17 protein-coding genes are annotated in these 24,987 nt (G+C 54.5%); 7 read left to right on the top strand and 10 right to left on the bottom strand.

The window, feature by feature from the left end; genetic code table 11:
- Positions 1–8: 8 nt before the first annotated feature.
- A complete protein-coding gene (glgP, locus tag NA389_RS14165) occupies positions 9–2,456 on the top strand; it encodes a glycogen phosphorylase (protein WP_000993424.1) in 2,448 nt (815 codons plus the stop codon).
- Positions 2,457–2,547: 91 nt separating this feature from the next.
- Here the strand turns inward: glgP and glpD are convergent, their stop codons facing one another.
- Positions 2,548–4,056: a glycerol-3-phosphate dehydrogenase gene (gene glpD, locus NA389_RS14160; RefSeq protein WP_000448178.1), complete on the bottom strand. Its 1,509-nt coding sequence runs from the start codon at positions 4,054–4,056 to the stop codon at positions 2,548–2,550.
- 198 nt (positions 4,057–4,254) lie between these two features.
- On the opposite strand from glpD, the gene glpE reads away from it, so the two are divergent.
- The 3 genes from glpE to NA389_RS14145 all read left to right on the top strand — a co-directional run bounded on the left by glpE (position 4,255) and on the right by NA389_RS14145 (position 6,339).
- A complete protein-coding gene (gene glpE / locus NA389_RS14155) occupies positions 4,255–4,581 on the top strand; it encodes a thiosulfate sulfurtransferase GlpE (protein ID WP_000434523.1) in 327 nt (108 codons plus the stop codon).
- 75 nt (positions 4,582–4,656) lie between these two features.
- Positions 4,657–5,487 (top strand): rhomboid family intramembrane serine protease GlpG, encoded by an 831-nt coding sequence (glpG, locus tag NA389_RS14150; protein WP_000928694.1) that lies wholly within the window; start codon positions 4,657–4,659, stop codon positions 5,485–5,487.
- A 93-nt stretch (positions 5,488–5,580) separates the two neighbouring features.
- Complete coding sequence (locus NA389_RS14145) at positions 5,581–6,339, top strand: DeoR/GlpR family transcriptional regulator (protein ID WP_000815084.1); 759 nt, start codon at positions 5,581–5,583, stop codon at positions 6,337–6,339.
- Positions 6,340–6,406: 67 nt separating this feature from the next.
- Here the strand turns inward: NA389_RS14145 and malT are convergent, their stop codons facing one another.
- Positions 6,407–9,112 (bottom strand): HTH-type transcriptional regulator MalT, encoded by a 2,706-nt coding sequence (malT, locus tag NA389_RS14140; RefSeq protein WP_000907030.1) that lies wholly within the window; start codon positions 9,110–9,112, stop codon positions 6,407–6,409.
- 593 nt (positions 9,113–9,705) lie between these two features.
- On the opposite strand from malT, the gene malP reads away from it, so the two are divergent.
- Together malP and malQ are read left to right on the top strand one after the other, a co-directional pair.
- Positions 9,706–12,099: a maltodextrin phosphorylase gene (gene malP / locus NA389_RS14135; RefSeq protein ID WP_000082247.1), complete on the top strand. Its 2,394-nt coding sequence runs from the start codon at positions 9,706–9,708 to the stop codon at positions 12,097–12,099.
- Positions 12,100–12,108: 9 nt separating this feature from the next.
- Positions 12,109–14,187 carry a 4-alpha-glucanotransferase gene (gene malQ / locus NA389_RS14130; RefSeq protein WP_000428720.1) on the top strand — a complete coding sequence of 693 codons (2,079 nt, stop codon included), beginning with the start codon at positions 12,109–12,111 and terminating at the stop codon, positions 14,185–14,187.
- A gap of 118 nt (positions 14,188–14,305) precedes the next feature.
- On the opposite strand, the gene gntT is transcribed toward malQ, so the two are convergent.
- From gntT to gntX, 3 genes are all read right to left on the bottom strand, one after another.
- Positions 14,306–15,622 (bottom strand): gluconate transporter, encoded by a 1,317-nt coding sequence (gntT, locus tag NA389_RS14125; RefSeq protein WP_001131741.1) that lies wholly within the window; start codon positions 15,620–15,622, stop codon positions 14,306–14,308.
- A gap of 376 nt (positions 15,623–15,998) precedes the next feature.
- Positions 15,999–16,574 carry a Fe-S biogenesis protein NfuA gene (gene nfuA / locus NA389_RS14120; RefSeq protein WP_000619387.1) on the bottom strand — a complete coding sequence of 192 codons (576 nt, stop codon included), beginning with the start codon at positions 16,572–16,574 and terminating at the stop codon, positions 15,999–16,001.
- 58 nt (positions 16,575–16,632) lie between these two features.
- Positions 16,633–17,316 carry a DNA utilization protein GntX gene (gene gntX / locus NA389_RS14115; RefSeq protein ID WP_000958733.1) on the bottom strand — a complete coding sequence of 228 codons (684 nt, stop codon included), beginning with the start codon at positions 17,314–17,316 and terminating at the stop codon, positions 16,633–16,635.
- Between the two features lie 37 nt (positions 17,317–17,353).
- Here gntX and bioH point away from each other — a divergent pair, with 37 nt between their 5' ends.
- The gene (bioH, locus tag NA389_RS14110; RefSeq protein WP_000998138.1) at positions 17,354–18,124 is read left to right on the top strand and encodes a pimeloyl-ACP methyl ester esterase BioH; all 771 of its coding nucleotides are present in this window, start codon (positions 17,354–17,356) and stop codon (positions 18,122–18,124) included.
- Positions 18,125–18,159: 35 nt separating this feature from the next.
- Here bioH and NA389_RS14105 read toward each other — a convergent pair whose 3' ends face one another.
- The 5 genes from NA389_RS14105 to NA389_RS14085 all read right to left on the bottom strand — a co-directional run bounded on the left by NA389_RS14105 (position 18,160) and on the right by NA389_RS14085 (position 24,901).
- Positions 18,160–19,086 (bottom strand): Rpn family recombination-promoting nuclease/putative transposase, encoded by a 927-nt coding sequence (locus NA389_RS14105; RefSeq protein WP_000235951.1) that lies wholly within the window; start codon positions 19,084–19,086, stop codon positions 18,160–18,162.
- Positions 19,087–19,320: 234 nt separating this feature from the next.
- A complete protein-coding gene (feoC, locus tag NA389_RS14100) occupies positions 19,321–19,557 on the bottom strand; it encodes a [Fe-S]-dependent transcriptional repressor FeoC (protein ID WP_000157589.1) in 237 nt (78 codons plus the stop codon).
- A gap of 12 nt (positions 19,558–19,569) precedes the next feature.
- On the bottom strand, positions 19,570–21,888 hold the full coding sequence (gene feoB / locus NA389_RS14095) for a Fe(2+) transporter permease subunit FeoB (RefSeq protein ID WP_000736971.1): 2,319 nt from the start codon (positions 21,886–21,888) through the stop codon (positions 19,570–19,572).
- A gap of 18 nt (positions 21,889–21,906) precedes the next feature.
- On the bottom strand, positions 21,907–22,134 hold the full coding sequence (feoA, locus tag NA389_RS14090) for a ferrous iron transporter A (protein WP_001160955.1): 228 nt from the start codon (positions 22,132–22,134) through the stop codon (positions 21,907–21,909).
- A gap of 436 nt (positions 22,135–22,570) precedes the next feature.
- Positions 22,571–24,901 (bottom strand): Tex family protein, encoded by a 2,331-nt coding sequence (locus NA389_RS14085; protein ID WP_000980654.1) that lies wholly within the window; start codon positions 24,899–24,901, stop codon positions 22,571–22,573.
- Between the last annotated feature and the right edge of the window lie 86 nt (positions 24,902–24,987).

Genomic DNA, 24,987 nt, shown 5'->3' with positions numbered 1-24,987 from the left:
TCATTTATATGAATGCTCCGTTTACTTATGCATCGCCCACACTCAGCGTTGAGGCGCTTAAGCATTCTATTGCCTATAAGCTGATGTTTACGATTGGTAAAGACCCGGTCATTGCCAATAAACATGAATGGCTGAACGCCACATTGTTCGCGGTGCGCGATCGTCTGGTGGAGCGCTGGCTGCGTTCTAATCGAGCCCAATTATCGCAGGAAACCCGGCAGGTTTATTACCTGTCGATGGAGTTTTTGATTGGTCGTACCCTCTCTAACGCGCTGCTCTCGCTGGGCATTTATGACGACGTTAAAGGCGCGCTGGAGGCCATGGGCTTAGATCTCGAAGAGCTGATCGATGAAGAGAATGACCCAGGGCTTGGCAACGGCGGCTTAGGACGGCTGGCGGCTTGCTTCCTGGACTCGCTGGCGACGCTAGGATTACCGGGTCGCGGGTATGGCATTCGCTACGATTACGGCATGTTTAAGCAGAATATTGTCGACGGGCGGCAAAAAGAATCTCCGGATTACTGGCTGGAATATGGCAACCCGTGGGAGTTCAAGCGCCACAATACGCGCTATAAGGTGCTTTTTGGCGGGCGCATTCAGCAGGAAGGTAAAAAAGCGCGCTGGATTGAGACGGAAGAGATTCTGGCCGTCGCGTATGATCAGATTATCCCCGGTTACGACACCGACGCCACTAACACACTGCGGCTGTGGAATGCGCAGGCCAGTAGTGAAATCAACCTCGGTAAATTCAACCAGGGCGACTACTTTGCGGCGGTGGAAGATAAAAACCACTCTGAGAACGTTTCACGGGTGCTCTACCCGGACGATTCCACCTATTCCGGACGAGAGCTACGCCTGCGCCAGGAGTATTTTCTGGTCTCGGCGACGGTACAGGATATCCTGCACCGTCATTATCAATTGCATAAAACCTATGAGAATCTGGCGGATAAAATCGCCATTCACCTCAACGATACCCATCCGGTGCTGTCAATTCCGGAGCTGATGCGTCTGCTGATTGATGAACATAAATTTAGCTGGGACGACGCGTTTGAGGTGTGCTGTCAGGTCTTCTCTTATACCAACCATACGTTGATGAGCGAGGCGCTGGAAACCTGGCCCGTCGATATGCTGGGGAAAATTCTGCCCCGTCACCTGCAGATTATCTTCGAGATTAACGACTATTTCCTGAAAACGTTGCAGGAGCAATATCCCAACGATACCAGCCTGCTTGGACGCGCGTCGATTATTGATGAGTCGAACGGCCGCCGGGTACGGATGGCCTGGCTGGCGGTGGTGGTCAGCCATAAAGTCAACGGCGTTTCTGAACTCCATTCCAACCTGATGGTGCAGTCGCTGTTCGCGGATTTTGCGAAGATTTTTCCGACCCGTTTTTGTAACGTCACTAACGGCGTTACGCCGCGCCGCTGGCTGGCGCTGGCAAACCCGCCGCTGTCTGACGTGCTGGATGAGAATATTGGTCGTACCTGGCGTACCGATCTTAGTCAGCTCAGCGAGCTGAAGCAGCATTGTGATTATCCGCTGGTCAATCATGCGGTGCGTCAGGCGAAGCTGGAAAATAAAAAACGGCTGGCGGTGGTGATAGCGCAACAACTGAATGTGGTGGTGAACCCTAAAGCGTTATTCGACGTGCAGATTAAGCGTATTCACGAATACAAGCGGCAGTTGATGAATGTACTGCATGTCATTACCCGCTATAACCGCATTAAAGAAAATCCGGAGGCCGACTGGGTGCCGCGGGTGAATATTTTTGCCGGTAAGGCGGCTTCCGCCTATTACATGGCAAAACATATCATTCATCTGATCAACGACGTGGCGAAAGTGATTAACAACGATCCGCAGATTGGCGACAAGCTGAAAGTGGTGTTTATCCCGAACTACAGCGTCAGCCTGGCGCAGGTGATCATTCCCGCTGCCGACCTGTCTGAGCAGATTTCGCTGGCAGGAACAGAAGCTTCCGGCACCAGTAATATGAAATTTGCCCTGAACGGCGCGCTCACCATTGGTACGCTGGATGGCGCGAACGTAGAGATGCAGGAGCATGTCGGCGAGGAGAATATCTTTATCTTCGGTAATACTGCCGAAGAGGTGGAAGCGTTGCGCAGGCAGGGTTATAAGCCTCGCGACTATTATGAAAAAGATGAAGAGCTACATCAGGTACTGACGCAGATTGGTAGCGGCGTCTTTAATCCGGAAGAGCCAGGCCGTTACCGCGATCTGGTAGATTCGCTGATTAACTTTGGCGATCACTATCAGGTGCTGGCGGACTACCGCAGCTACGTGGACTGCCAGGATAAGGTGGATGAGTTGTATCGTCGCCCGGAAGAGTGGACGACGAAAGCGATGCTCAACATTGCCAATATGGGCTACTTCTCATCGGACAGAACCATCAAAGAGTATGCCGAAAATATCTGGCATATTGATCCGGTGCGGTTGTAAATCCCGATGCCGGCGGCGCTTCGCTTGCCCGGCCTACGTTTATGTATCCTTGTAGGCCGGATCAGGCGTTAGCCGCCATCCGGCATTTTTCTCAGGACGCCAGTGAAAGCTGGTGTTTCTCAACATACGCCGCCAGCCACTGAGTGATGCGGGACTGCTGTTCGGCGGTCAGCCACATGCCTTCTTTGGTGCGACGCCAGATAGCGTCTTCAGTACGGCGCACCCATTCGTGATCCACCAGGTACTTGAGTTCCGCTTCGTAAAACTCATGACCGAAATCTTCGCCTAAATCAAGCAGTGACGTAGCTTCGCCGAGAATCCACTCCGTGTTGCTACCGTAAGTGCGCGAATAGTGGCGCGCCAGCGATTCCGTCAGGAACGGATAACGACGACGCAGCTTCGCCGCGTAATCTTCGCGGCTGCCGTCGATGTCGCCGCCGGGCAGTACGCACGTTTTGGTCCATGCCGGCCCGATGCCTGGATAATAAGACGCCAGTTTTTCCATCGCGTGTTCGGCCAGCTTACGGTAGGTCGTGAGCTTACCGCCAAACACGGAAAGCAGCGGCGCTTTGCCGTTTTCATCATGGATATCCAGGGTATAATCGCGAGTGATCGCCTGCGGTGAGTCGGACTCATCATCGCACAGCGGACGGACGCCGGAGTACGTCCAGACGATGTCATCGCGCCCCAGTTGTTTCTGGAAGTGCGCGTTATAGACCTTCAACAGGTAATTAATTTCGCTCTCTTCGATTTTTACCGCTTTCGGATCGCCTTTATATTCGACATCGGTTGTGCCAATGATCGAAAACTCCTCCATCCACGGAATGACAAAGACGATACGTTTATCTTCGTTTTGCAGAATATACGCCTGCTTCTGATTATGGACGCGCGGCACGACGATATGGCTGCCTTTGATCAGGCGGATGCCATACGGTGACGGCAGATGCATCCCTTCGTCGAAGAACTGTTTGACCCACGGTCCGGTGGCGTTAACCAGTCCGCGCGCCTGCCAGACATATTTTTTACCGGTGTCGATATCTTCCGCTTCGACAATCCACAGGCCATTTTCCCGACGAGCGGCGGTTGCGCGAGTACGGGTAAGGACTTCGCCGCCTTTACGCACCACCATCTGTGCGTTAGCAAGCACCAGACGCGCATCGTCTACCCAGCAGTCGGAGTATTCGAATCCGCGCACGATTTCAGGTTTGAGTACCGAATCTGCGCCAAACCGCACACCGGTGGAACCGGGTAAACTGGTACGTTTGCCGAGGTGATCGTACATAAACAGACCGATACGGATCATCCAGGCCGGACGTAAATGCGGGCGGTGCGGCAGACGAAAACGCATCGGGAAGGCGATGTGCGGCGCCATTTTCAACAGCACTTCACGTTCGGCCAGCGCTTCGCTGACCAGACGGAACTCGTAGTGTTCAAGGTAGCGTAAGCCGCCGTGGATAAGTTTCGAACTGGCGGAAGAGGTCGCGCAGGCCAAATCCTGCGCTTCCAGCATGAGTACGGACAAACCGCGTCCGGCGGCATCAGCCGCGATGCCTGCACCGTTAATGCCCCCGCCTATCACGATCAGATCTTTGGTTTCCATGCTGCCCTCTTGCACTTTCGTTAAAGTTCAAAAATGTTCGTTATCGAACATAATAGCAAAGAAACGCGCTATTGGTAACATCGAAAAAACATTTTAGAGTGATATGTATAACATTATGGCGTTAAGCTACTCCGTCAACGTACACTGGGCGATAAAATGCCTTAATTGGCTTCACCGGTAATAATGAAAGAGCGATTCATGGAACAATTTGAATGTATCACTGTAGAAGAGGCGTATCAGAAACTGCACCAGGGCGCGGCGGTGCTGGTCGATATTCGCGATCCGCAAAGTTATGCCATGGGTCATGCGCCGCAGGCGTTTCACTTGACTAACGATACGCTGGGCGCGTTTATGCGTGAGCATGGTTTCGATACCGCCGTGATGGTAATGTGCTATCACGGCAACAGTAGTAAAGGCGCCGCGCAGTATCTGCTCCAGCAAGGCTATGATGCGGTTTACAGCATTGACGGCGGGTTTGAGGCCTGGCATCGCCGTTTCCCTGCCGATGTCGCAAATGGCGCGTAATCCCATAAAGATGCAGCCTCCGACGAGAAGGGTATATATACTGTCTTCTTTTGTATGGACTAAGCGACAGCAATAATGTTGATGATTACTTCCTTTGCGAATCCTCGCGTGGCGCAGGCATTTGTTGATTACATGGCCACCCAGGGCATCATTCTTACTATTCAGCAACATAATCAAAGCGATATCTGGTTGGCGGATGAATCGCAGGCCGAACGTGTGCGGGTCGAGCTGGCGCGGTTTATAGAAAATCCCGGCGATCCGCGTTATCTGGCGGCTAGCTGGCAGTCCGGGCAGACGAACAGCGGACTACGCTATCGCCGTTTTCCCTTTCTCGCCACGCTGCGTGAACGAGCCGGCCCTGTTACCTGGATCGTGATGCTCGTCTGCGTGCTGGTCTATATCGCGATGAGTCTCATCGGCGATCAGACGGTGATGGTGTGGCTGGCGTGGCCGTTCGATCCGGTTTTAAAATTTGAATTCTGGCGCTACTTCACCCATATCTTTATGCACTTCTCACTGATGCATATTCTTTTTAACCTGCTGTGGTGGTGGTATCTCGGCGGGGCGGTAGAGAAGCGCCTGGGCAGCGGTAAATTAATCGTCATTACGGTGATAAGCGCGCTACTAAGCGGCTATGTACAGCAGAAATTTAGCGGCCCGTGGTTTGGCGGGCTGTCTGGCGTCGTCTATGCGCTGATGGGTTACGTGTGGCTGCGCGGAGAGCGCGATCCGCAAAGCGGAATTTACCTCCAGCGCGGCTTAATTATTTTTGCATTATTGTGGATAGTCGCTGGTTGGTTTGACTGGTTTGGCATGTCTATGGCGAACGGCGCGCACATCGCCGGGCTTATCGTCGGTTTAGCGATGGCCTTTGTTGATACGCTGAATGCGCGAAAACGAACGTGAGGCGTATCCGGCCTGTGGTCGAGATATTTTTCCAGGCCGGGTAGGGCGAATGCCGCTATCCGGCGCAAGGTTGGTTACTTTCAGAGATTATTCATGAAACAAACACAACGGCATGACGCGATCATTGAACTGGTGAAAAAACAGGGGTACGTCAGTACGGAAGAGCTGGTGGAGCATTTTTCTGTCAGCCCGCAAACCATTCGTCGGGATCTTAACGATCTGGCGGAACAGAATATGATTTTGCGCCACCACGGCGGCGCGGCGTTGCCCTCCAGCTCGGTGAACACGCCGTGGCACGATCGTAAGGCGACGCAAACGGAAGAAAAAGAGCGCATCGCTCGCAAAGTCGCGGCCCAGATCCCCAATGGTTCAACGCTGTTTATTGATATCGGCACGACGCCGGAAGCCGTAGCGCACGCCCTGTTAGGGCACAGTAATTTGCGGATCGTGACCAACAATTTGAACGTAGCGAACACGCTAATGGCGAAAGAGGATTTTCGTATTATCCTCGCCGGCGGTGAACTCCGCAGCCGCGACGGCGGCATTATTGGCGAAGCGACGCAGGACTTTATCGCCCAGTTCCGTCTCGATTTCGGCATTCTCGGTATTAGCGGTATTGATAGCGACGGCTCGTTGCTGGAATTTGACTACCATGAGGTACGCACCAAGCGCGCGATTATCGAAAATTCGCGCCATGTGATGCTGGTGGTGGATCACTCTAAATTTGGCCGTAACGCGATGGTAAACATGGGCAGCATTAGTATGGTCGATGCGGTCTACACCGATACCCTGCCGCCGCCGGGCGTGATGCAGGTGATTGCCGACCACCATATTCAATTAGAGCTGTGCTAAAGAGACTGTCTTATCAGGCCTACACTCTGCGCGTGATCGTAGGCCTGATAAGCTCATCAGGCACACGTCAAACCCCGTACCCCATCATCTTCAGCAACTGCTGCGCGTGCTGTACCGCGTCCTGACGGTGCGCGACGCCGAGTTTCTGGTAGAGGTTGCGGATATGCGTCTTAATGGTGGTCGCGGCCACCGCCAGTTCGCCGGCAATCTGTTCGTTGCTGTAACCGGAATAGATAAGCCCTAACACCTGCCATTCACGCTGGGTGAGCGGGCTGGTGCGAATAAGCTCCGGGACATCCGGATGGTTAAGCAGGCGCTCGACGAAGCCTTCGTCAAAATGGGCGAATTTATGCCGGTGATGTTGGTTAATCTCTCGCAGGATGCGCTGCGCGCGATGCTGCTCCATCTCCGGCAGCGTATTGAGCTGGATAAGCTGACGCAATTGTTGCGCCATGGCTTCGCCTTCAATCACAAAATGGCTGATAAATCCGGTGCGGTTGGCGAGCTGTAAGGCATCAAGCAATACGCGCTGGGCATCGTTTTTCCGCCCGGATTGCCAGTAAAGCTGATTGAGTAACAGCAGATTGCGGTTTAAATCGCTCATTAAGCGCAGGCTACGGGCATTCTCATTTAACTCTTCCAGCACGATTTCCGCAGGCTCGAATTCGCCCAGCAGGATCTGCGCGCGGGCGATATTCCGCCACTGGCCTTGCAGAAAATGGTTATTGGCAAACGCCGGTTTTGGCGTATGACGTAACCAGTTGGCGGCGGATTTCTTGTCGCCGGTTAACTGCCAGTAAATGACACGCACTTTATCGGCGTTAGAGATCCAGTCGCAGTGATAACGGCCATTGCCTAATAAGTTTTCCAGTCGGTTAAGCTGACTACGGGCATTATCCAGATCGCCGCGCGCCAGCGAGCACTGCACCAGTAGCGTCAAACACTGCAACTGTTGTTGCGGCTGGAAGGTGGACAGCACAGCGATACCGCTGCGCGCCGAGGCTTCCGCTTCGTCAAGGCGCGCCCATGCCCACAGCAATTGCGCGCGGATACGTACCAGAAACTCATGCATCGGCAGTTGTTCCAGATGTTGCTCTTTGATCAACTGGAAGGCTCGCTCCTGCGTTTCCCATGCGGCCTGCAGGAATCCCTGGGCGAACTGAATTTCACTTTGTTGAATTAAGCTCCATAGCGCGTAATGCCAGACGTCATGATGGCGCGCCATTTGTTCGGTTTGCTGCATCAGCGATAAAGACTGGCTGAGATCGCCTTTACAGTGCAGCACTTCGCCGTGAACGGAGGTCGCGACAATGCGGCTATAAAACCAGGCGAGAGGAAGCTCATCCAGCGCCAGTTTCGCCAGCCGCTCTGCCTCTTCCGGATTGCCGTCGTTGATGGCGACCTGAGCGCGCAGCGCGTTAAATTCAGCATGTAGCGTGCCGTCCATGACCCCTTTGATCTCTTGCTCGGCGCGCGCCAGCAACGTATTCACTTCGCTGTAGCGGTGTTGGCTTTGCATCAGCCAGGCCTGTAACAACACCAGCCGCGGATTTTCCAGCAGGCTTTCCCACGGCAGCGCTTTTAATGACTCTTCCAGCAGCGCCAGTTCACTGTGATTAAACAGCCCCCACGCATGATTAAGCAGGATATCGCGCAGCATTTGCGCGTCACCCGCCGCCAGCGCATGATGTATAGCTTCGCTGGGAAAACCTTGTTCCATCCAGCTTTCTGCGGCCGCGCGGTGGATCTCCGGCAGTTCCGCCGCCAGTTCCCACTGGCAACGCTGGCGCAGAAAGCTACCAAACAACGGGTGATAGCTAAACCACTCGCCCGTGTCGTCCATGCGTTGTAGGAATAACCCCTGGCGCTCAATCTCCTCCAGCCGCATCTGGCCGTTTTCTTCGCCGGTCACACGCACGATCAACGCGTCATTCATTGAGCGTAAGATCGCGCTTTTAAGTAAAAAATGTCGGGTGCTGACATCCACGTTATCCAGTACTTCGTCCACCAGATAATCAGAAAGGTGGCTGGCATTAATCCCAGCAAGACGGCGGGCGGAGTGATGCGCAGAGGTATGGTTCTGGCGCGCGGAGAGGGCGATCAACTGTAGCGCAGTGGCCCAACCGGCAACATCGTCGCACATGCGGCTGCTCTCAGCGGCTTCAATGGGCGACGAAAGACGACGGTCAAAAAATTGCTTTGCTTCCTGATGGTTAAAAGCCAACTGCTGGCTACCGATTTCCAACAGCTGATCGCGCACGCGCAGGTTAGCGATGCCCAGTTGCGGTAAATTACGCGATAACACCACCAGGGTGAAATTTTCCGGCTGATGACGTAAGAAAAAGCGCATCGCGTCGTGAATCACCGGATTGGTAATCAAATGGTAGTCGTCAATCACCAGATAAAGCGGGCGATGCCACTGCGCCAGTTCAATAAAGAGCTGTGCGAAGAGGGACGTCAGGCTGGCGTACTGACGTTTTTGCGCCATCGCTTCGCTGGTAGAGCAGTGTCCGCCGGTGGCCTGTTGGATTGCGGCAATTAAGTAACTGGCGAACCGCTCTTGCTGGTTATCGCCTTCGTCGAGAGAGTACCAGCCTAATTCATTTTTGCCCGCCGCCCACTGTGAGACAAGCGTGGTTTTCCCATAGCCAGCAGGACTGGTTACCAGGGCGAGCCTGAAATTGTTCGCGCCGGAAAGTTTAGCCAACAGCCGCTCACGAACCACGGTATGGTCGAGACGAACCGGACGACTTAATTTAGACGGAATCAACATAGCAATCACTTCACTGTGGGAAATGGGGGGAACTGCGATTTTTTTTGCGCTTCGTAATTAATAGATATAAGGTCGGCCAGAAAGCATTTTAATGCAAGCTAAGCAGACTTTTTATGTGTCTGAATTTGCACTCTGTCACAATTCTAAATAACGGTATTAAAAAAGTATTCAGCGCGGTTGAAACGAGCGTCAGAGCTGGGCTGAGGTCATATTTTCGTTATTGTAAATAATGTCCTGGACATGATGCGGATTTAACACAATGACGATACCAGGCGTTTAATTAATTATGTTTAGTTAGTGAATCTCCCGCCGCTGAATATTTCAGATAAGAAACTATTTCGGCGTTCATATAATCTTCGAAAATACCCCTTCGCGATTTACTGTTATTTCTGTTTATTCATTTGATTATGCGTAACACTGAGTGTCGTTGACAGGAATCGGCGCGTTTATACAGGGGTAAGTGGCGGCGATCACACTTTTATGCTCATCCCCGCTCCTCCTCCCTCCCTAATCATTGCCGGGAGGAGGAAGGTCAACATCGAGCCTGGCAAACTAGCGATAACGTTGTTTTATTACCCGAGGACGGATTTCCTATGTCACAGCCAACCTTCAATAAAGATCAATTCCAGGCCGCCCTGACGCGTCAGTGGCAGCGTTTCGGTTTACTGTCGGCGTCCGACATGACGCCTCGTCAGTGGTGGCAGGCCGTTAGCGGCGCGCTGGCGGAATTACTGAGCGCGCAACCGGTAGCGCAGCCGACAAAAGGCCAGCGTCATGTGAACTACATTTCGATGGAATTTTTGATTGGTCGCCTGACGGGAAATAACCTGTTAAATCTGGGATGGTACCAGGACGTTAGCGATGTACTGAAAGCGCACGATATTAATCTGACCGATCTGCTGGAAGAGGAAGTCGATCCGGCGCTCGGCAACGGTGGTTTGGGACGTCTGGCCGCCTGCTTCCTCGATTCGATGGCCACCGTCGGGCAGTCCGCTACGGGCTATGGTCTGAACTACCAGTATGGGCTGTTCCGTCAGTCATTTGTTGAAGGCAAGCAGATGGAAGCGCCGGATGACTGGCATCGCGGCAGCTATCCGTGGTTCCGCCACAACGAGGCGCTGGACGTCCAGGTTGGGATCGGCGGTAAAGTCACCAAAGAAGGGCGCTGGGAGCCAGGTTTTGTGATTACAGGCCAGGCCTGGGATCTGCCGGTGTTAGGCTATCGTAACGGTGTCGCGCAACCGCTGCGTTTGTGGCAGGCGACCCACGCGCATCCGTTTGATCTGACCAAATTCAACGACGGCGCTTTCCTGCGGGCGGAACAGCAGGGTATCGATGCGGAAAAACTGACGAAGGTGCTTTATCCCAACGATAACCACACGGCGGGCAAAAAACTGCGTCTGATGCAGCAATACTTCCAGTGCGCCTGCTCGGTAGCGGATATTCTGCGTCGCCATCATCTGGCCGGACGCAAACTGCATGAGCTGGCGGATTATGAGGTCATTCAGCTAAATGATACCCACCCGACTATTGCCATCCCTGAACTGCTGCGCGTGCTGATTGACGAGCACCAGCTGAGCTGGGATGACGCCTGGGCTATCACCAGCAAAACCTTCGCCTACACCAACCACACCCTGATGCCGGAAGCGCTGGAGTGCTGGGATGAGAAGCTGGTGAAAGCGCTGCTGCCGCGTCATATGCAGATTATCAAGCAGATTAACGACCGCTTTAAGACGCTGGTCGATAACACCTGGCCTGGCGATAAGCAGGTATGGGCAAAACTGGCGGTGGTGCATGACCGTCAGGTGCGCATGGCCAATATGTGCGTGGTCAGTGGCTTTGCGGTCAACGGTGTGGCGGCGCTGCACTCCGATCTGGTGGTGAAAGATCTGTTCCCTGAATATCACCAGCTTTGGCCGAACAAATTCCACAATGTCACCAACGGCATTACGCCGCGTCGCTGGATCAAACAGTGCAATCCGCAGCTTGCGGCGTTGCTGGATAAAACGCTGAAAAAAGAGTGGGCTAACGATCTCGACCAGTTGAGCAACCTCGAAAAATACGCTGACGATGCGAAGTTCCGTCAGCAGTATCGCGACATCAAACGGGCGAACAAAGAACGGCTGGTGAAATTTATCCAGGCCCGTACCGGGATTGAGATTTCGAGCCATGCGATTTTTGATATTCAGATCAAACGCCTGCATGAGTACAAGCGTCAGCATCTGAATCTGTTGCATATTCTGGCGCTGTACAAAGAGATCCGCGAAAACCCGCAGGCCGACCGCGTACCGCGCGTATTCCTGTTTGGCGCGAAGGCGGCGCCGGGCTATTACCTGGCGAAGAACATCATTTTTGCTATCAATAAGGTTGCGGAAGCCATTAATAACGACCCGGCGGTGGGTGATAAGCTGAAGGTGGTTTTCCTGCCGGATTACTGCGTCTCGGCGGCGGAAATGCTCATTCCGGCGGCGGATATTTCCGAGCAAATTTCCACTGCCGGGAAAGAGGCGTCCGGCACCGGCAACATGAAACTGGCGCTGAACGGGGCGTTGACAGTGGGAACGCTGGACGGCGCTAACGTTGAAATCGCTGAGAAGGTGGGTGAAGAGAATATCTTTATCTTTGGCCATACTGTGGAAGAGGTCAAGGCGCTCAAAGCCAAAGGCTACGATCCGGTGAAATGGCGTAAAAAAGACAAAGTGCTGGATGCGGTGCTAAAAGAGCTGGAAAGCGGTCAATACAGCGATGGCGATAAACATGCCTTTGACCAGATGCTGCATAGCCTCGGCAAACAGGGGGGCGATCCGTACCTGGTCATGGCGGACTTCGCCGCTTATGTCGAGGCGCAAAAGCAGGTGGATGCACTGTATCGCGACCAGGAAGCGTGGACGCGCGCCGCGATCCTCAATACCGCGCGCTGCGGTATGTTCAGTTCCGATCGCTCTATTCGCGATTATCAGGCCCGTATCTGGCAGGCAAAACGCTAAGGGAGCGCGATGGAAAATAAACGTCTCGATAGTGCCGCGCTGGCGGCGGGGATCAGCCCCAGTTACATCAATGCTCATGGCAAACCGCAGTCTATTGGCGCTGAAACCAAGAGACGTTTGCTGGCGGCGATGCACGGCACGACAACAGGACCACAGGCGGTCGTGCCGAATGTGAAGGTTTATACCGCGGGTAAAAAAATGGCGTTGCCGGTAGAGGGGCGCGGTGAGTTTGCCTGGCTGCTGACTACGGAAGAGGGCGTGCATTACAAAGGGCGCGTGACGGGCGGTAAAAAACTTAACCTTCCGGCTACATTGCCGGAGGGCTACCACACCCTGACGTTGACCCAGGATGAACAGCGTACGCACTGCCGTATTATCGTCGCCCCGCCGCGATGCTATGAGCCGCAGGCGTTACTGGAAGGGAAAAAACTGTGGGGGGCCTGCGTCCAGCTTTATACTCTGCGTTCAGAAAAAAACTGGGGTATTGGCGATTTCGGCGATTTAAAGTCGATGCTGGTCGATGTGGCGACACGCGGCGGCGCGTTTATCGGCCTGAACCCGATCCACGCGCTTTATCCGGCGAATCCGGAGAGCGCCAGTCCCTACAGCCCCTCGTCTCGTCGCTGGCTGAACGTGATATATATCGACGTCAATGCCGTCGAAGATTTCCGCCTGAGCGAAGAGGCGCAGGCATGGTGGCAAATGCCCGCCACACAGCAAAAGCTGCGGCAGGCGCGCGATGCGCAATGGGTGGATTACGCTACCGTTACCGCGCTGAAAATCACGGCGCTTCGGATGGCGTGGACGCGCTTTGCCGCTCGCGACGATGCGCAAATGGCGGAGTTTCGTCACTTTATCGCCCGTGAAGGCGAGAGCCTTTACTGGCAGGCGGCATTCGACGCGCTGCATGCGTATCAGGTGAAAGAGGATGAGCAGCGCTGGGGCTGGCCAGCCTGGCCGGAGGCGTACCAGTCGGTAGAGTCTCCCGCTGTAAAACAATTCTGTGAAGCGCACCGCGAAGAGGTGGAGTTTTACCTCTGGCTTCAGTGGCTGGCCTGGCGCCAATTCGCCGCCTGCTGGGATACCTGCCAGAGTTTTAAACTACCGATTGGTCTGTACCGCGATCTGGCGGTTGGCGTAGCGGAAGGCGGCGCGGAAACCTGGTGCGACCGGGAGCTGTACTGCCTGAAAGCATCTGTCGGCGCGCCGCCGGATATCCTCGGCCCGCTCGGTCAGAACTGGGGGCTGCCGCCAATGGACCCGCATATCATTGTCGCCCGGACCTATGAACCCTTTATCGACCTGCTGCGCGCCAATATGCAAAACTGCGGCGCGTTGCGCATTGACCATGTCATGTCGTTGCTGCGTCTGTGGTGGATACCGTATGGCGAAACCGCGGATCGCGGGGCATATGTTCAGTATCCGGTTGACGATCTGTTGGCTATTCTGGCGCTGGAGAGCCAACGTCACCGCTGTATGGTGATAGGCGAAGATCTGGGGACTGTGCCAGTTGAGATTGTCGGCAAGCTGCGCGATAGCGGGGTCTATTCTTATAAAGTGCTGTGGTTTGAAAATGACCTTGAGAAAAACTTCCGCGCGCCAGGCGCATATCCGCAACAATCGATGGCTGTCGCCTCGACGCACGATCTCCCCACGCTGCGCGGCTATTGGGAATGCGGTGACCTGACGTTGGGCAAAGCTCTGGGGCTTTATCCGGATGAAGTGATTCTGCGCGGGCTGTATGAGGATCGCGAGCGGGCGAAACAGGGGCTATTGGACGCGCTGCATAAATATGGCTGTCTGCCAAAACGCGCCGGGCATAAGGCATCGTTAATGTCGATGACGCCAACGCTAAATCGCGGACTTCAGCGCTACATCGCCGACAGTAACAGCGGTCTGTTGGGGCTTCAGCCGGAGGACTGGCTGGATATGGCCGATCCGGTTAACGTACCGGGCACCAGCGATCAGTATAAAAACTGGCGGCGGAAATTGTCTGCATCTCTTGAGGCCATGTTTGCCGATGAGGGCGTAAACAAGCTAATTAAGGATTTGGATAAGCGCCGAAAAGCGGCCGCGAAGAAGAAGTAATAAAGCCGGGGATTTCCCCGGCTTTGTTATGGAGAGAGCACGTAGGCCTGATAAGCGTAGCGCCATCAGGCAATCCTGGCGCACATTGCTGCCTTATCCGGCCTACAAGCCGCCTCGCTTAAACCACCATACCCAGTAGCAGACAGCCGATCAGGCCGCAGACGGAGATGATCGTTTCCAGCATCGACCAGGATTTAATGGTCTCGCCGATAGTCAAATTGAAATACTCTTTGAACAGCCAGAAGCCTGGATCGTTAACGTGAGAGAAAATCACGCTCCCGGAACCGACCGCGATAACCATCAGTTCAGGGCTAACGCCGGTAGTGGCGATCAGCGGCGCCGCAATGCCGCCTGCGGTAATCGCCGCGACAGTCGCGGAGCCCAGCGCGATACGCAGCACCGCCGCGATAGACCACGCCATCAACAGCGGAGAGACATTGGTTTCATGCATCATTGAAGCGATGTATTTATCCACGCCGCTATCGACCAGCACCTGCTTGAACGCGCCGCCGCCGCCGATGATCAGCAGCATCATGGCGATAATTTTGATGGAAGAGACCAGCGTATCGTTAATCTGATCCATGGAACGCCCGCGGTTCAGGCCAAAGGTGAACATCGCAATCAGTACGGCAATTAACGTAGCCATTACCGGGTCGCCCAGGAACTCGGCAACGGGCAGGAAAGCGTGGCCTTTTGGCAGAATCATCTCGGCAACCGCACGCATCGCCATCAGAATCACCGGAACCAGCGACGTCCAGACGCTGACGCCAAAGCCCGGCATCTCTTCTTCCGTAAAAGTTTTCGCGCTGTACAGGCCTTCCGGGATCGGCTTATCGATGCCTTTCAGAAAACGGGCGTAAACCGGGCCGGCAAGGATCACGGTCGGGATTGCCAGAATCGTACCAAACAGCAGCGTCTTACCCATATCGGCATGGAAAATCGTGGCGATCGCGGTTGGGCCCGGGTGCGGCGGCAGGAAACCGTGTGTGACGGAGAGCGCCGCGGCCATCGGCACGCCGACGTACAGTAACGGAATATTCGCCGCTGCGGCAATGGTGAATACCAGCGGCAGCATCAGAACGAAGCCCACTTCATAGAACAGAGCGAAGCCGACGGTAAAGCCGGTTAACACTACGGCCCACTGAATATGCTTTTTACCAAATTTCGCGATCAGGGTAGTGGCGATACGTTGAGCGCCGCCGCAGTCGGCAAGCATTTTGCCCAGCATGGCGCCGAACCCCATAATCAGGGCCAGACTGCCAAGCGTACCGCCGACACCGGCTTTGATGGAGCCGATGACTTTATCCAGCGGCATTCCCTGCATCAACCCGACAGCGAGCGCTACCAGGACAAGGGCGATAAATCCGTTCATTTTGAAGCGGATCATCAGAAGAAGTAACAAGATAACACCGATAGCAACGATGACTAATGGCATGATTTACCTGGCCTTTACTTTGTTATGGGTAACGTCATTGTTTCGACGACAAATTCCTGTTGTTCCCGACGGGAACAGAGTCGCAATAGCACCAATACTGATTACCGTTGAAACGAATGAGCGTAGTCAGATGTTATATGGATGTTAGGTGCCCATAAGAATGATACGGGTAACATATGGGTGTTGAAAATGACCCTGGCAGGCAAAATTTAAATTATGAGACACAGGTCATGTTATCGGCGAAAGAAGAAGGACCATTGCTCTGAGATGTGGCTGATGGCACAGGACGGCACCGTAGACGCCTTATTCGGCCTACGGTGGGGCAGACAAGGCCCGACAGGCGCAAGCGCCATCGGGCATGGATGCGGGGAAAATCTTAGTAGTATGAGTGCTCGCCGCGCTGGTGTTCGGTCAGATCGCGAACCCCTTTCAGTTCCGGGAATTCATTCAGCAACTGTTTCTCGATCCCTTCTTTCAGCGTGACGTCAACCATCGAGCAACCGTTACAACCGCCGCCAAACTGCAGAATTGCATAGCCTTCATCGGTAATTTCCATCAGCGAGACGCGACCGCCGTGGCCCGCCAACTGTGGGTTAATCTGCGATTGCAGAGCATATTCCACGCGCTCCATCAGCGGCGCGTCATCGGCCACTTTGCGCATCTTCGCGTTTGGCGCTTTCAATGTGAGTTGAGAACCTAGCTGGTCGGTCACGAAATCAATTTCCGCGTCTTCCAGATAGGGCGCGCTCAGTTCATCAACATAAGCGGTCAACAGGTCAAATTTCAGTGCAGTATCGGTGGCTTCTACGGCGTCGGGCGGACAATAAGAAACACCGCACTCTGCGTTAGGAGTGCCGGGATTAATGACAAATACGCGGATTTGCGTCCCTTCTTCCTGATTTGCCAGCAGTTTGGCAAAGTGCGCTTGTGCAGCATCGGAAATACGGATCATAGTAATGGCCTAATAGTTGACTATTTTAGTTGGTTATAATACGCCCATCATCGAGGCTCTACAAGGTTCGACACAGGCACCATACCTGGACAGTCGCTGCGCCGTTGCGCAAAAGCAGTTGCGCGATTTCCGCGACGGTACTTCCGGTAGTGACGACATCATCCACAATAACCATATGGAGACCCTGTACCGGCAATTCAAGGCGAAACGCGTTTTTCAAATTGCGCTTACGTAACCTGGCGCTGAGATGATGTTGTGTTGCGGTCGCCCGTACCCGCGTGATGGTTTGGCTGTCCCACGCGCAGCCAAGCCAGCGCGCTAACGGTTGACATAACAGATCGCTTTGGTTAAATCCCCGCCGCCAGTGTCGGCGCGACCAGAGCGGAACGCTGACGATTCTATCGGGAAGCTGCAAGCCAGTGCTGCGGCGCGCCATGAGTACTTCCTGCAACAGTAGACGCGCCAGAGCGGCGGCAATTTCGCTGCGGCGGGTAAATTTAAGCTGATGCACCAGTAAACTCAAGGGCGGCGTATAGTCACTGACGCTCACCAGACGCTGCCAGGGCGGTGGTTTTTGCAGGCAGCGACCGCAGGGGAGCGAAGGATGCGCGGCAGGTAATCCGCATTGCGGACACAGGCTGACGCGCTGACGAACGGCGCGCGCGCATACGGAACAAATCCCCCAGTGGCTTAACGCCAGCGGCATTCGGCATAGCCAGCATAATCCCGGTACTGTTAGCATAGGTGCATCCTTGTTAGACAAAAGAGAACAGTAACTGATGAATGACATCTGGTGGCAGACCTACGGCGAGGGAAATTGTCATCTTGTGCTGCTGCACGGATGGGGATTGAACGCGGAGGTATGGCATTGCATTCGCGAGGAACTCGGCTCGCATTTTACGCTGCATCTGGTCGATTTGCCGGGCTATGGCCGTAGTTCGGGGTTTGGCGCTATGACGTTTGAAGAGATGACGGCGCAGGTAGCGAAAAACGCGCCGGACCAGGCTATCTGGCTTGGCTGGAGCCTGGGTGGCCTGGTGGCGAGTCAGATGGCGCTCACCCACCCTGAACGCGTTCAGGCGCTGGTGACAGTCGCCTCTTCGCCATGCTTTAGCGCGCGTGAGGGGTGGCCGGGAATAAAACCGGAAATCCTCGGTGGATTCCAGCAGCAGCTTAGCGACGATTTTCAGCGCACGGTGGAGCGTTTTCTGGCGCTGCAAACGTTAGGGACGGAGACGGCGCGTCAGGATGCCCGCACCTTAAAAAGCGTGGTGCTGGCGCAGCCTATGCCGGATGTAGACGTGCTCAATGGCGGACTGGAAATCTTAAAAACGGTCGATCTACGAGAAGCGCTTAAAAATGTGAACATGCCGTTTTTGCGTTTGTATGGTTATCTGGACGGTCTGGTGCCGCGTAAAATTGTGCCTTTGCTCGATACGTTATGGCCGCACAGTACATCACAGATAATGGCGAAGGCGGCCCATGCGCCGTTTATCTCGCATCCGGCGGCGTTTTGTCAGGCGCTGATGACGCTAAAATCATCGCTGTAACCAGGGCGTTGCCGGGCCCGGACCATTCTGCCAGATTAATGGTTTTCAGATGCCAGATCGGCAGGCGCCAGCCCGGTAACCCTAAGCACGGTATCGCGATCGAAACCATCGTTTAGCATGGAGCGGGCAATGCGCAATGCGGCGAGCCGTTGGCCTTCCTGTTTGCCTTGCTGTAGCCCTTTCTGTAACCCGTTACGATGCCCTTCCTGACGTAATCTTTCTGCGATAGTCATGATCTTCTCCTTATGCTGTGGGATACGCATAGCCACCTGGCGGATAAACGTATTGAAGCGCGCGGCGTCGCCAGTGTGCATCATGTAATTAAACAAACTTTGAAGCTGGGTGTCATTAGCGTATCCCTTAACCAGTAGGGCGACCAGCTGTTCGACAAGCCCCATTAGATCACGCTGGCGGATGTGTTTTTGTATGAGTTCCAGCAGCGCGACCCGTCGGTGCCGCATAATCTCGTCATCCGGCACGACCGTAATATCGACCAGAGGAAAGGCGGTGGCGTATAGCTTACGCGCCATCACCGGGTCGGCAAATTCATCCAGCCAGCATAATGAGAACGGATACGGGCTTCGGTTTCCGTGGTAAAACAGCATTGGCACCACTAACGGCAACGTCTTATGCCCGGCCTCCAGGTGCCGTTGCATTGCAGCCATCGCGTAACGCATCAGCCGAAATGCCATATGCGCGTCCGGCGTACTCTGATGTTCAATAACCACGTAAATGTAACCTTCACCTTCACTTGTTTCCAGCGACCAAATAATATCGGAATAATGGGGGCGTAAATCCTCTTCAATAAAGCTACCGGACTCCAGCCGTAACGTATTCAGATTACAGATTTGACGTAATGTCGTCGGGAGATGAATTTCCAAAAAATCCCGTGCAGTATCGGGGTGGCATAAAAACTGTTTGAATACCGCGTCATGCGGCGTGGATGTTGTTGAGGTCGCCATATCGATCCGTCATCAGTGAAGTTCAATGGCGTGACACTACGCGCAGACCGTGCTGATTGCAGTAGAGGATTAGTGCGCTTGCGAGGCGCATGGGGAGATAAATGCGCACGGCGGTAACGCTTTCATCTTTGTGGAAGGCATGACGCAAAATTGCCCGGCAGCGTGACGCGTACCGGGCAACATAACGCGGAATAAAGGCCGGATAGGACGCGTTACGTCGCTACCCGGCGAAGGTTAACGCAAGGCCCACCATTCGCGCAGGCAGGCTTTACCTTCCGGACAACTTTTACAGCTGCCTGAAAGGCAGCCGTCCGGTTCTTCCGGGATACGTACCGCTTTACCCATGATCTCCAGTTGATTCAGCATGGCGTCGATCATGGGCTGCGGAGCGTGCAGCGTATGGCTGATTTGCGTTGCCTCCATACGCCCCCGTAGCGCCAGTAGATCGCGAACCTGTATCAATGAAGCCATTTTTTACATCCCTTAGTGACAATTGCCCGCAGTGCCCGAACAACAGGAACTGACGTTTTTGCGGGTTGCCAGCAGTTCAATGTCTACACGGCTGCGGGCGCGGCGCAACAGGCTTAACACCACAACGTTAAAGACGATCACTGCCAGAATACAGATCAGGCTGTATGTCGGGTGTTGACTGAAGCTGGTAACCTGGTAGAACAGCGTGGCGAGCGAATAGGCGATATTCAGCCCCCACAGGATGGAGAAGCCCATCCAGCCGCGGCTGGACTCGCGGGCGATAGCGCCCATTACCGAGATACACGGTACGTAAAGCAGGACGAAAATCAGGTAACTGTACGCCGCTGCGGCGCTGCCGAATTTTTGACCCATCACGCCCATCGCGCCGGTCGCCATTTCGCCGTCGCCTTTACTCGCTTCGATCGGGTTAGCCAGTACGCTCAGGCTAAAGGTGTCTTTCAGGCTTTGCCAGGTATCGTCAACCGCGCCCAGCAGTTCATCGCCGAGGTGAAAGTCGGCAGGATTAAACGCTTCGTCCTGAATATTTTCGGCGGTGTAGAGCGTGTTCAACGTACCGACGACAACTTCTTTCGCCATAGCGCCCGTAAACAGACCCACGGTCGCTTGCCAGTTATCCTCATGGACGCCGATCGGTTTAAAGACTGGCGTGATGATGCGGCTTACGGAGGCGAGGGCGGAGTCATTAATGTTATCGACGATTTTGCCGCTCAGCGAGAAACTGTTAAACGCGCTCAGGAAAATACTCACGATGATAATGACTTTACCGGCGCGTAGTACAAAACCTTTCAGGCGTTGCCAGGTCTGGATGATCAGGCTCTTGATATGCGGGACGTGGTAAACCGGCAGCTCCATCACAAACGGAGAGGCTTCGCCGCGCATAATGGTATGCTTCAGCATCAGGCCGGTTAATACCGCCATGACAATACCCAGCACGTACAGCGAGAAGACCGCCAGCGCGCCGTTTTGCCCGAAGAAGGCGGCGGCAAAGACGGCGAAAATCGCCAGGCGCGCGCCACAGGACATAAACGGCGCCATCATGATGGTCATCAGGCGTTCGCGCGGAGCGTCAAGCGTGCGGGCACCCATCACGGAAGGTACGTTACAGCCGAAGCCGACAATCAGCGGCACGAAGGATTTACCCGGTAGTCCCAGCGCCTGCATCAGGCGATCCATGACGAAGGCCGCGCGCGCCATATAACCGGAGTCTTCAAGGAAAGAGAGGAACAGGTACATCATCCCGATTTGCGGCACCAGCGGCAGGACGGTATTGATCCCGCCGCCAAGACCTTGCGCCAGGAAGATGGTTAACCAATCCGGGAAGTGCAGCGTGTAGCCAATCCATTGAATGCCATGAATAAAGATGGCGACGGAACCGGCATCAAACAGGGGTTGCAACGCGCCGCCGATGTTAATGGCGAGCAGGAACATCAGGTACATCACGAACAAAAAAATCGGTAAGCCGAGGAAGCGGTTCAGGATAATTTTATCGACCGCCCTGGTGAAGCGGCTGGGTTCGGCTGTCAGGGTATTGCTGACCACGTCGCAAATAGCGGCGATACACTGATAACGGGCGTCGGCGATATGCAGCGCCGGGTCGTCCATTTCGTCCTTCAGACGGGCCAGGGAGGTGTCCAGGTTTTGCGCCGCCTCGCCTGCGTAAGCCCGGCTGTAGATATCGCCCTCCAGCATTTGCAGACCCAGCCAGCGGCGCTGTTGTAAAGGCATCTCCTGGGCCATCGCGTCGGCCAGGAAATCCGCTTCGCGCAGCAGCGGCTGGGCATAATGCACCAGTTCGACGTTGTCGTTAGCGTTGTGACGGTCAATGGCCAGTTTCAGCGCCTCGATACCGCGACCGCGAGTCGATACCAGCGGTACGACAGGGCAACCCAGACGCGTGGACAGAGCGTCGACATCAATACGAACCTGCTGTTTTTCAGCGATATCCAGCATATTGAGCGCGACAATACAGGGGATACCCAGCTCCAGCAGCTGCAGCGTCAAATAGAGGTTGCGCTCCAGATTGGAGGCGTCTACAACGTTTATCAACAGGTCGGCGTCGCCGCTCAGGATGTAGTGGCAGGCGATCTGTTCGTCGAGAGAGGTTTGTGACGAGATGGTCGTCAGAGAATAGGTGCCGGGTAAATCTACCAGCGTGACCTGGTGGTCAGTTGTCGCGAACTGGCCCTCTTTACGCTCGACGGTGACGCCCGCCCAGTTCCCCACGCGCTGACGCGCGCCGGTGAGTTGGTTAAATAAGGTGGTCTTGCCGGAATTAGGATTACCAATTAAACCAATGGTTAATTTTTTCATTTTTATAGACTCACTGTATTAACAGGAAACCGCTTCCACTTCTATTAACGCCAAATCCTTTTTACGCAAAACCAGACTCACGCGTCGTGTTTCGATATGGATCGGATCGCCTAAGGGCGCGACGCGGACAACATTAAATGAAGAGCCGGGCAACATGCCGAGCGAAAGCAGTTTTTGACGATACGCCGGGCTGATTTCACGCGCAAAGCCGGTGATTTTCCACGCAGTGTCAGGAGTGAATTGCATACGACCTACTTGTTTCTTACTAACTGGATGTATACCTCATGCGGCGCTCAGGGGGGCGGCAGGAGACCCGATGTTTAGCCAACGAAGGAAAGAGTAAATAATCAACAACACAATGATAATGAGAATGGTTTCTATCTTCAACGATTAAAATGTGACGGAATGTACAAATAAGCGATAATTTGCGCCGATGTTGATATGGCTCAACATTTATTTGTCTTTTTGCAAATACCCCTGATGTGCAAATATTCACCGTTTTTAATGTTTAATTAAGGTTTCATCTGTTAATAAAGTGATAATTAATAGTGCGGATAGCAGAAGAAAATTAATTAACAGGTTCTAATGGGTAAGATTTAATTGTTAATTAAAAAAGAAAGGGTTGGACGTATTGCAAAATCGCAGGCCGGATAAGAAGTAACCCGGCCTGCGTATTACCCGATTAGCGTTTTTTTCCCATTGCGGCTGCCAGCGCGTCCATCATGGCGCTGTTACCAGCTGGCTGGGCGTCACGACCGCGCGGTTTCGCCGCTTTAGATGCCGGGCGGTTGCCCTGAGCGCGATCGGCGCCGCCGCCGCGGCGAGCGGCGGTTTCGCCGGGCTGTTCGTCCAGACGCATCGTCAGCGCAATACGCTTACGTTGCAGATCCACTTCCAGCACTTTCACCTTCACGATGTCGCCCGCTTTCACCACGGTGTGCGGATCTTCAACGAACTTATTCGAGAGCGAGGAGATATGCACCAGGCCATCCTGATGAACGCCGATATCGACAAACGCGCCGAAGTTAGTGACGTTAGTGACCGCCCCTTCCAGAATCATCCCCGGCAGCAGGTCGTTCATGGTTTCGACGCCATCGGCGAATTGCGCGGTTTTAAATTCAGGACGCGGGTCGCGGCCCGGTTTTTCCAGCTCTTTGATGATATCGCTCACGGTCGGCACGCCGAATTTATCGTCGGTAAAATCAGCGGCCTTGAGGTGACGCAATTCGTTGCTGTTGCCCATCAGATCTTTTAGCGCTTGCTGCGTCGCCGCCAGAATGCGTTCGACAACCGGATAGGCTTCCGGGTGGACGGTGGAGGCATCCAGCGGGTTATCGCCGTGGTTAATACGCAGGAAGCCCGCGCACTGCTCAAACGCTTTCGGCCCCAGACGGCTCACCTTCAACAGTTGCTGGCGGTTCTGAAACTGACCGTTCTCATCGCGCCAGGCGACGATGTTTTGCGCCATCATGCGCGTTAAGCCCGCGACGCGGGTCAGCAGCGGTACGGAGGCGGTATTCAAATCGACGCCGACGGCGTTTACGCAGTCTTCGACCACCGCATCCAGCTTACGCGCCAACTGGGTCTGGCTGACATCGTGTTGATATTGGCCGACGCCGATGGATTTCGGATCGATTTTCACCAGTTCCGCCAGCGGATCCTGCAGACGACGCGCGATAGAGACCGCGCCGCGCAGGGAGACGTCGAGATCCGGAAACTCCTGCGCCGCCAGCTCAGAAGCGGAATACACGGACGCCCCCGCTTCGCTGACGATCACTTTCTGCGCCGTCACGTTCGGGAACTGTTTCTGTACGTCGAGATAGAAGCGTTCGGTTTCACGCGAGGCCGTACCGTTGCCAATCGCGACCAGTTCGACGTGGTATTTTTCGCACAGCGCGGCGATCACGGTAGCCGCTTTGGCCGCCTGACCGGTATGCGGATAAATGGTATCCGTCGCCACCAGCTTGCCGGTGCCGTCAACGACAGCGACTTTTACGCCGGTACGCAGGCCAGGATCAAGGCCCATCGTGGCGCGCAGGCCTGCGGGGGCTGCCATCAGCAGGTCGTGCAGGTTACGGGCAAACACGTTAATCGCTTCATCTTCCGCACGTTCGCGCACGGTGCCCATCAGTTCGGTTTCGAGGTGCATTAAGACTTTGATACGCCACGTCCAGCTCACTACGCCTTTGCGCCAGCTATCCGCCGGGGCGTTATTTAGCCGCAGGCCGAGATGGTCCATGATGATTTGCTCGCAGTAGCTTTCTTTCGGCGGCTCATCAAACTGTGGGTCGGCATTGAGCGAAAGTTGCAGAATGCCTTCGTTACGACCACGGAACATGGCCAGCGCACGGTGAGACGGGACGTTAGCAATGGGCTCATGATGGTCGAAATAGTCGCGGAATTTTGCCCCTTCTTCCTCTTTGTCGCTCACGACCGTGGCGACCAGATGGGCGTTCTTCCACAGGTAATCACGCACTTTCGCCAGCAATGCGGCGTCTTCGGCAAAGCGCTCCATCAGAATGTAGCGTGCGCCGTCGAGCGCGGCTTTCGTGTCCGCCACGCCTTTGTCGCCATCAATGTACTTTGCCGCTTCCACGTCAGGATCGTGGGACGGTTCGTTCCAGAGCAGATCGGCCAGCGGCTCAAGGCCGGCTTCAATGGCGATTTGTCCACGGGTGCGGCGTTTAGGTTTATAGGGCAGGTAGAGGTCTTCGAGCTCGGTCTTACTTAACGTAGCGTTGATAGCGCCAGCCAGCTCATCGGTCAGTTTGCCTTGTTCGGAAATGGACTTGAGGATGGCCTGACGCCTGTCTTCAAGCTCACGCAGATAGCCCAGACGCGTTTCCAGGTTACGCAACTGCGTGTCATCCAGACCGCCGGTGATTTCTTTACGATAACGTGCGATAAACGGCACGGTGTTCCCTTCGTCAAGCAGGCGAACGGCAGCTTCAACCTGCCCGGCATTTGCCTGGATTTCACCCGCAATAATGCGGCAGAAAGAATCATTCATCATGGGTTAGCTTCGTCTTCAGGATAAAAATCAGGGGATAGTTATACGGATTGGCTGGCAAAAATGCCAGCCATCAGCGGGGGCTTAGG

Origin of the sequence: Salmonella sp. NW645, assembly GCF_051703725.1 — a bacterium.
GTDB lineage: Bacteria > Pseudomonadota > Gammaproteobacteria > Enterobacterales > Enterobacteriaceae > Salmonella > Salmonella enterica.
Note: the sequence above shows the minus strand (reverse complement) of the source record. Positions and strands in the feature narration are given on the sequence as shown.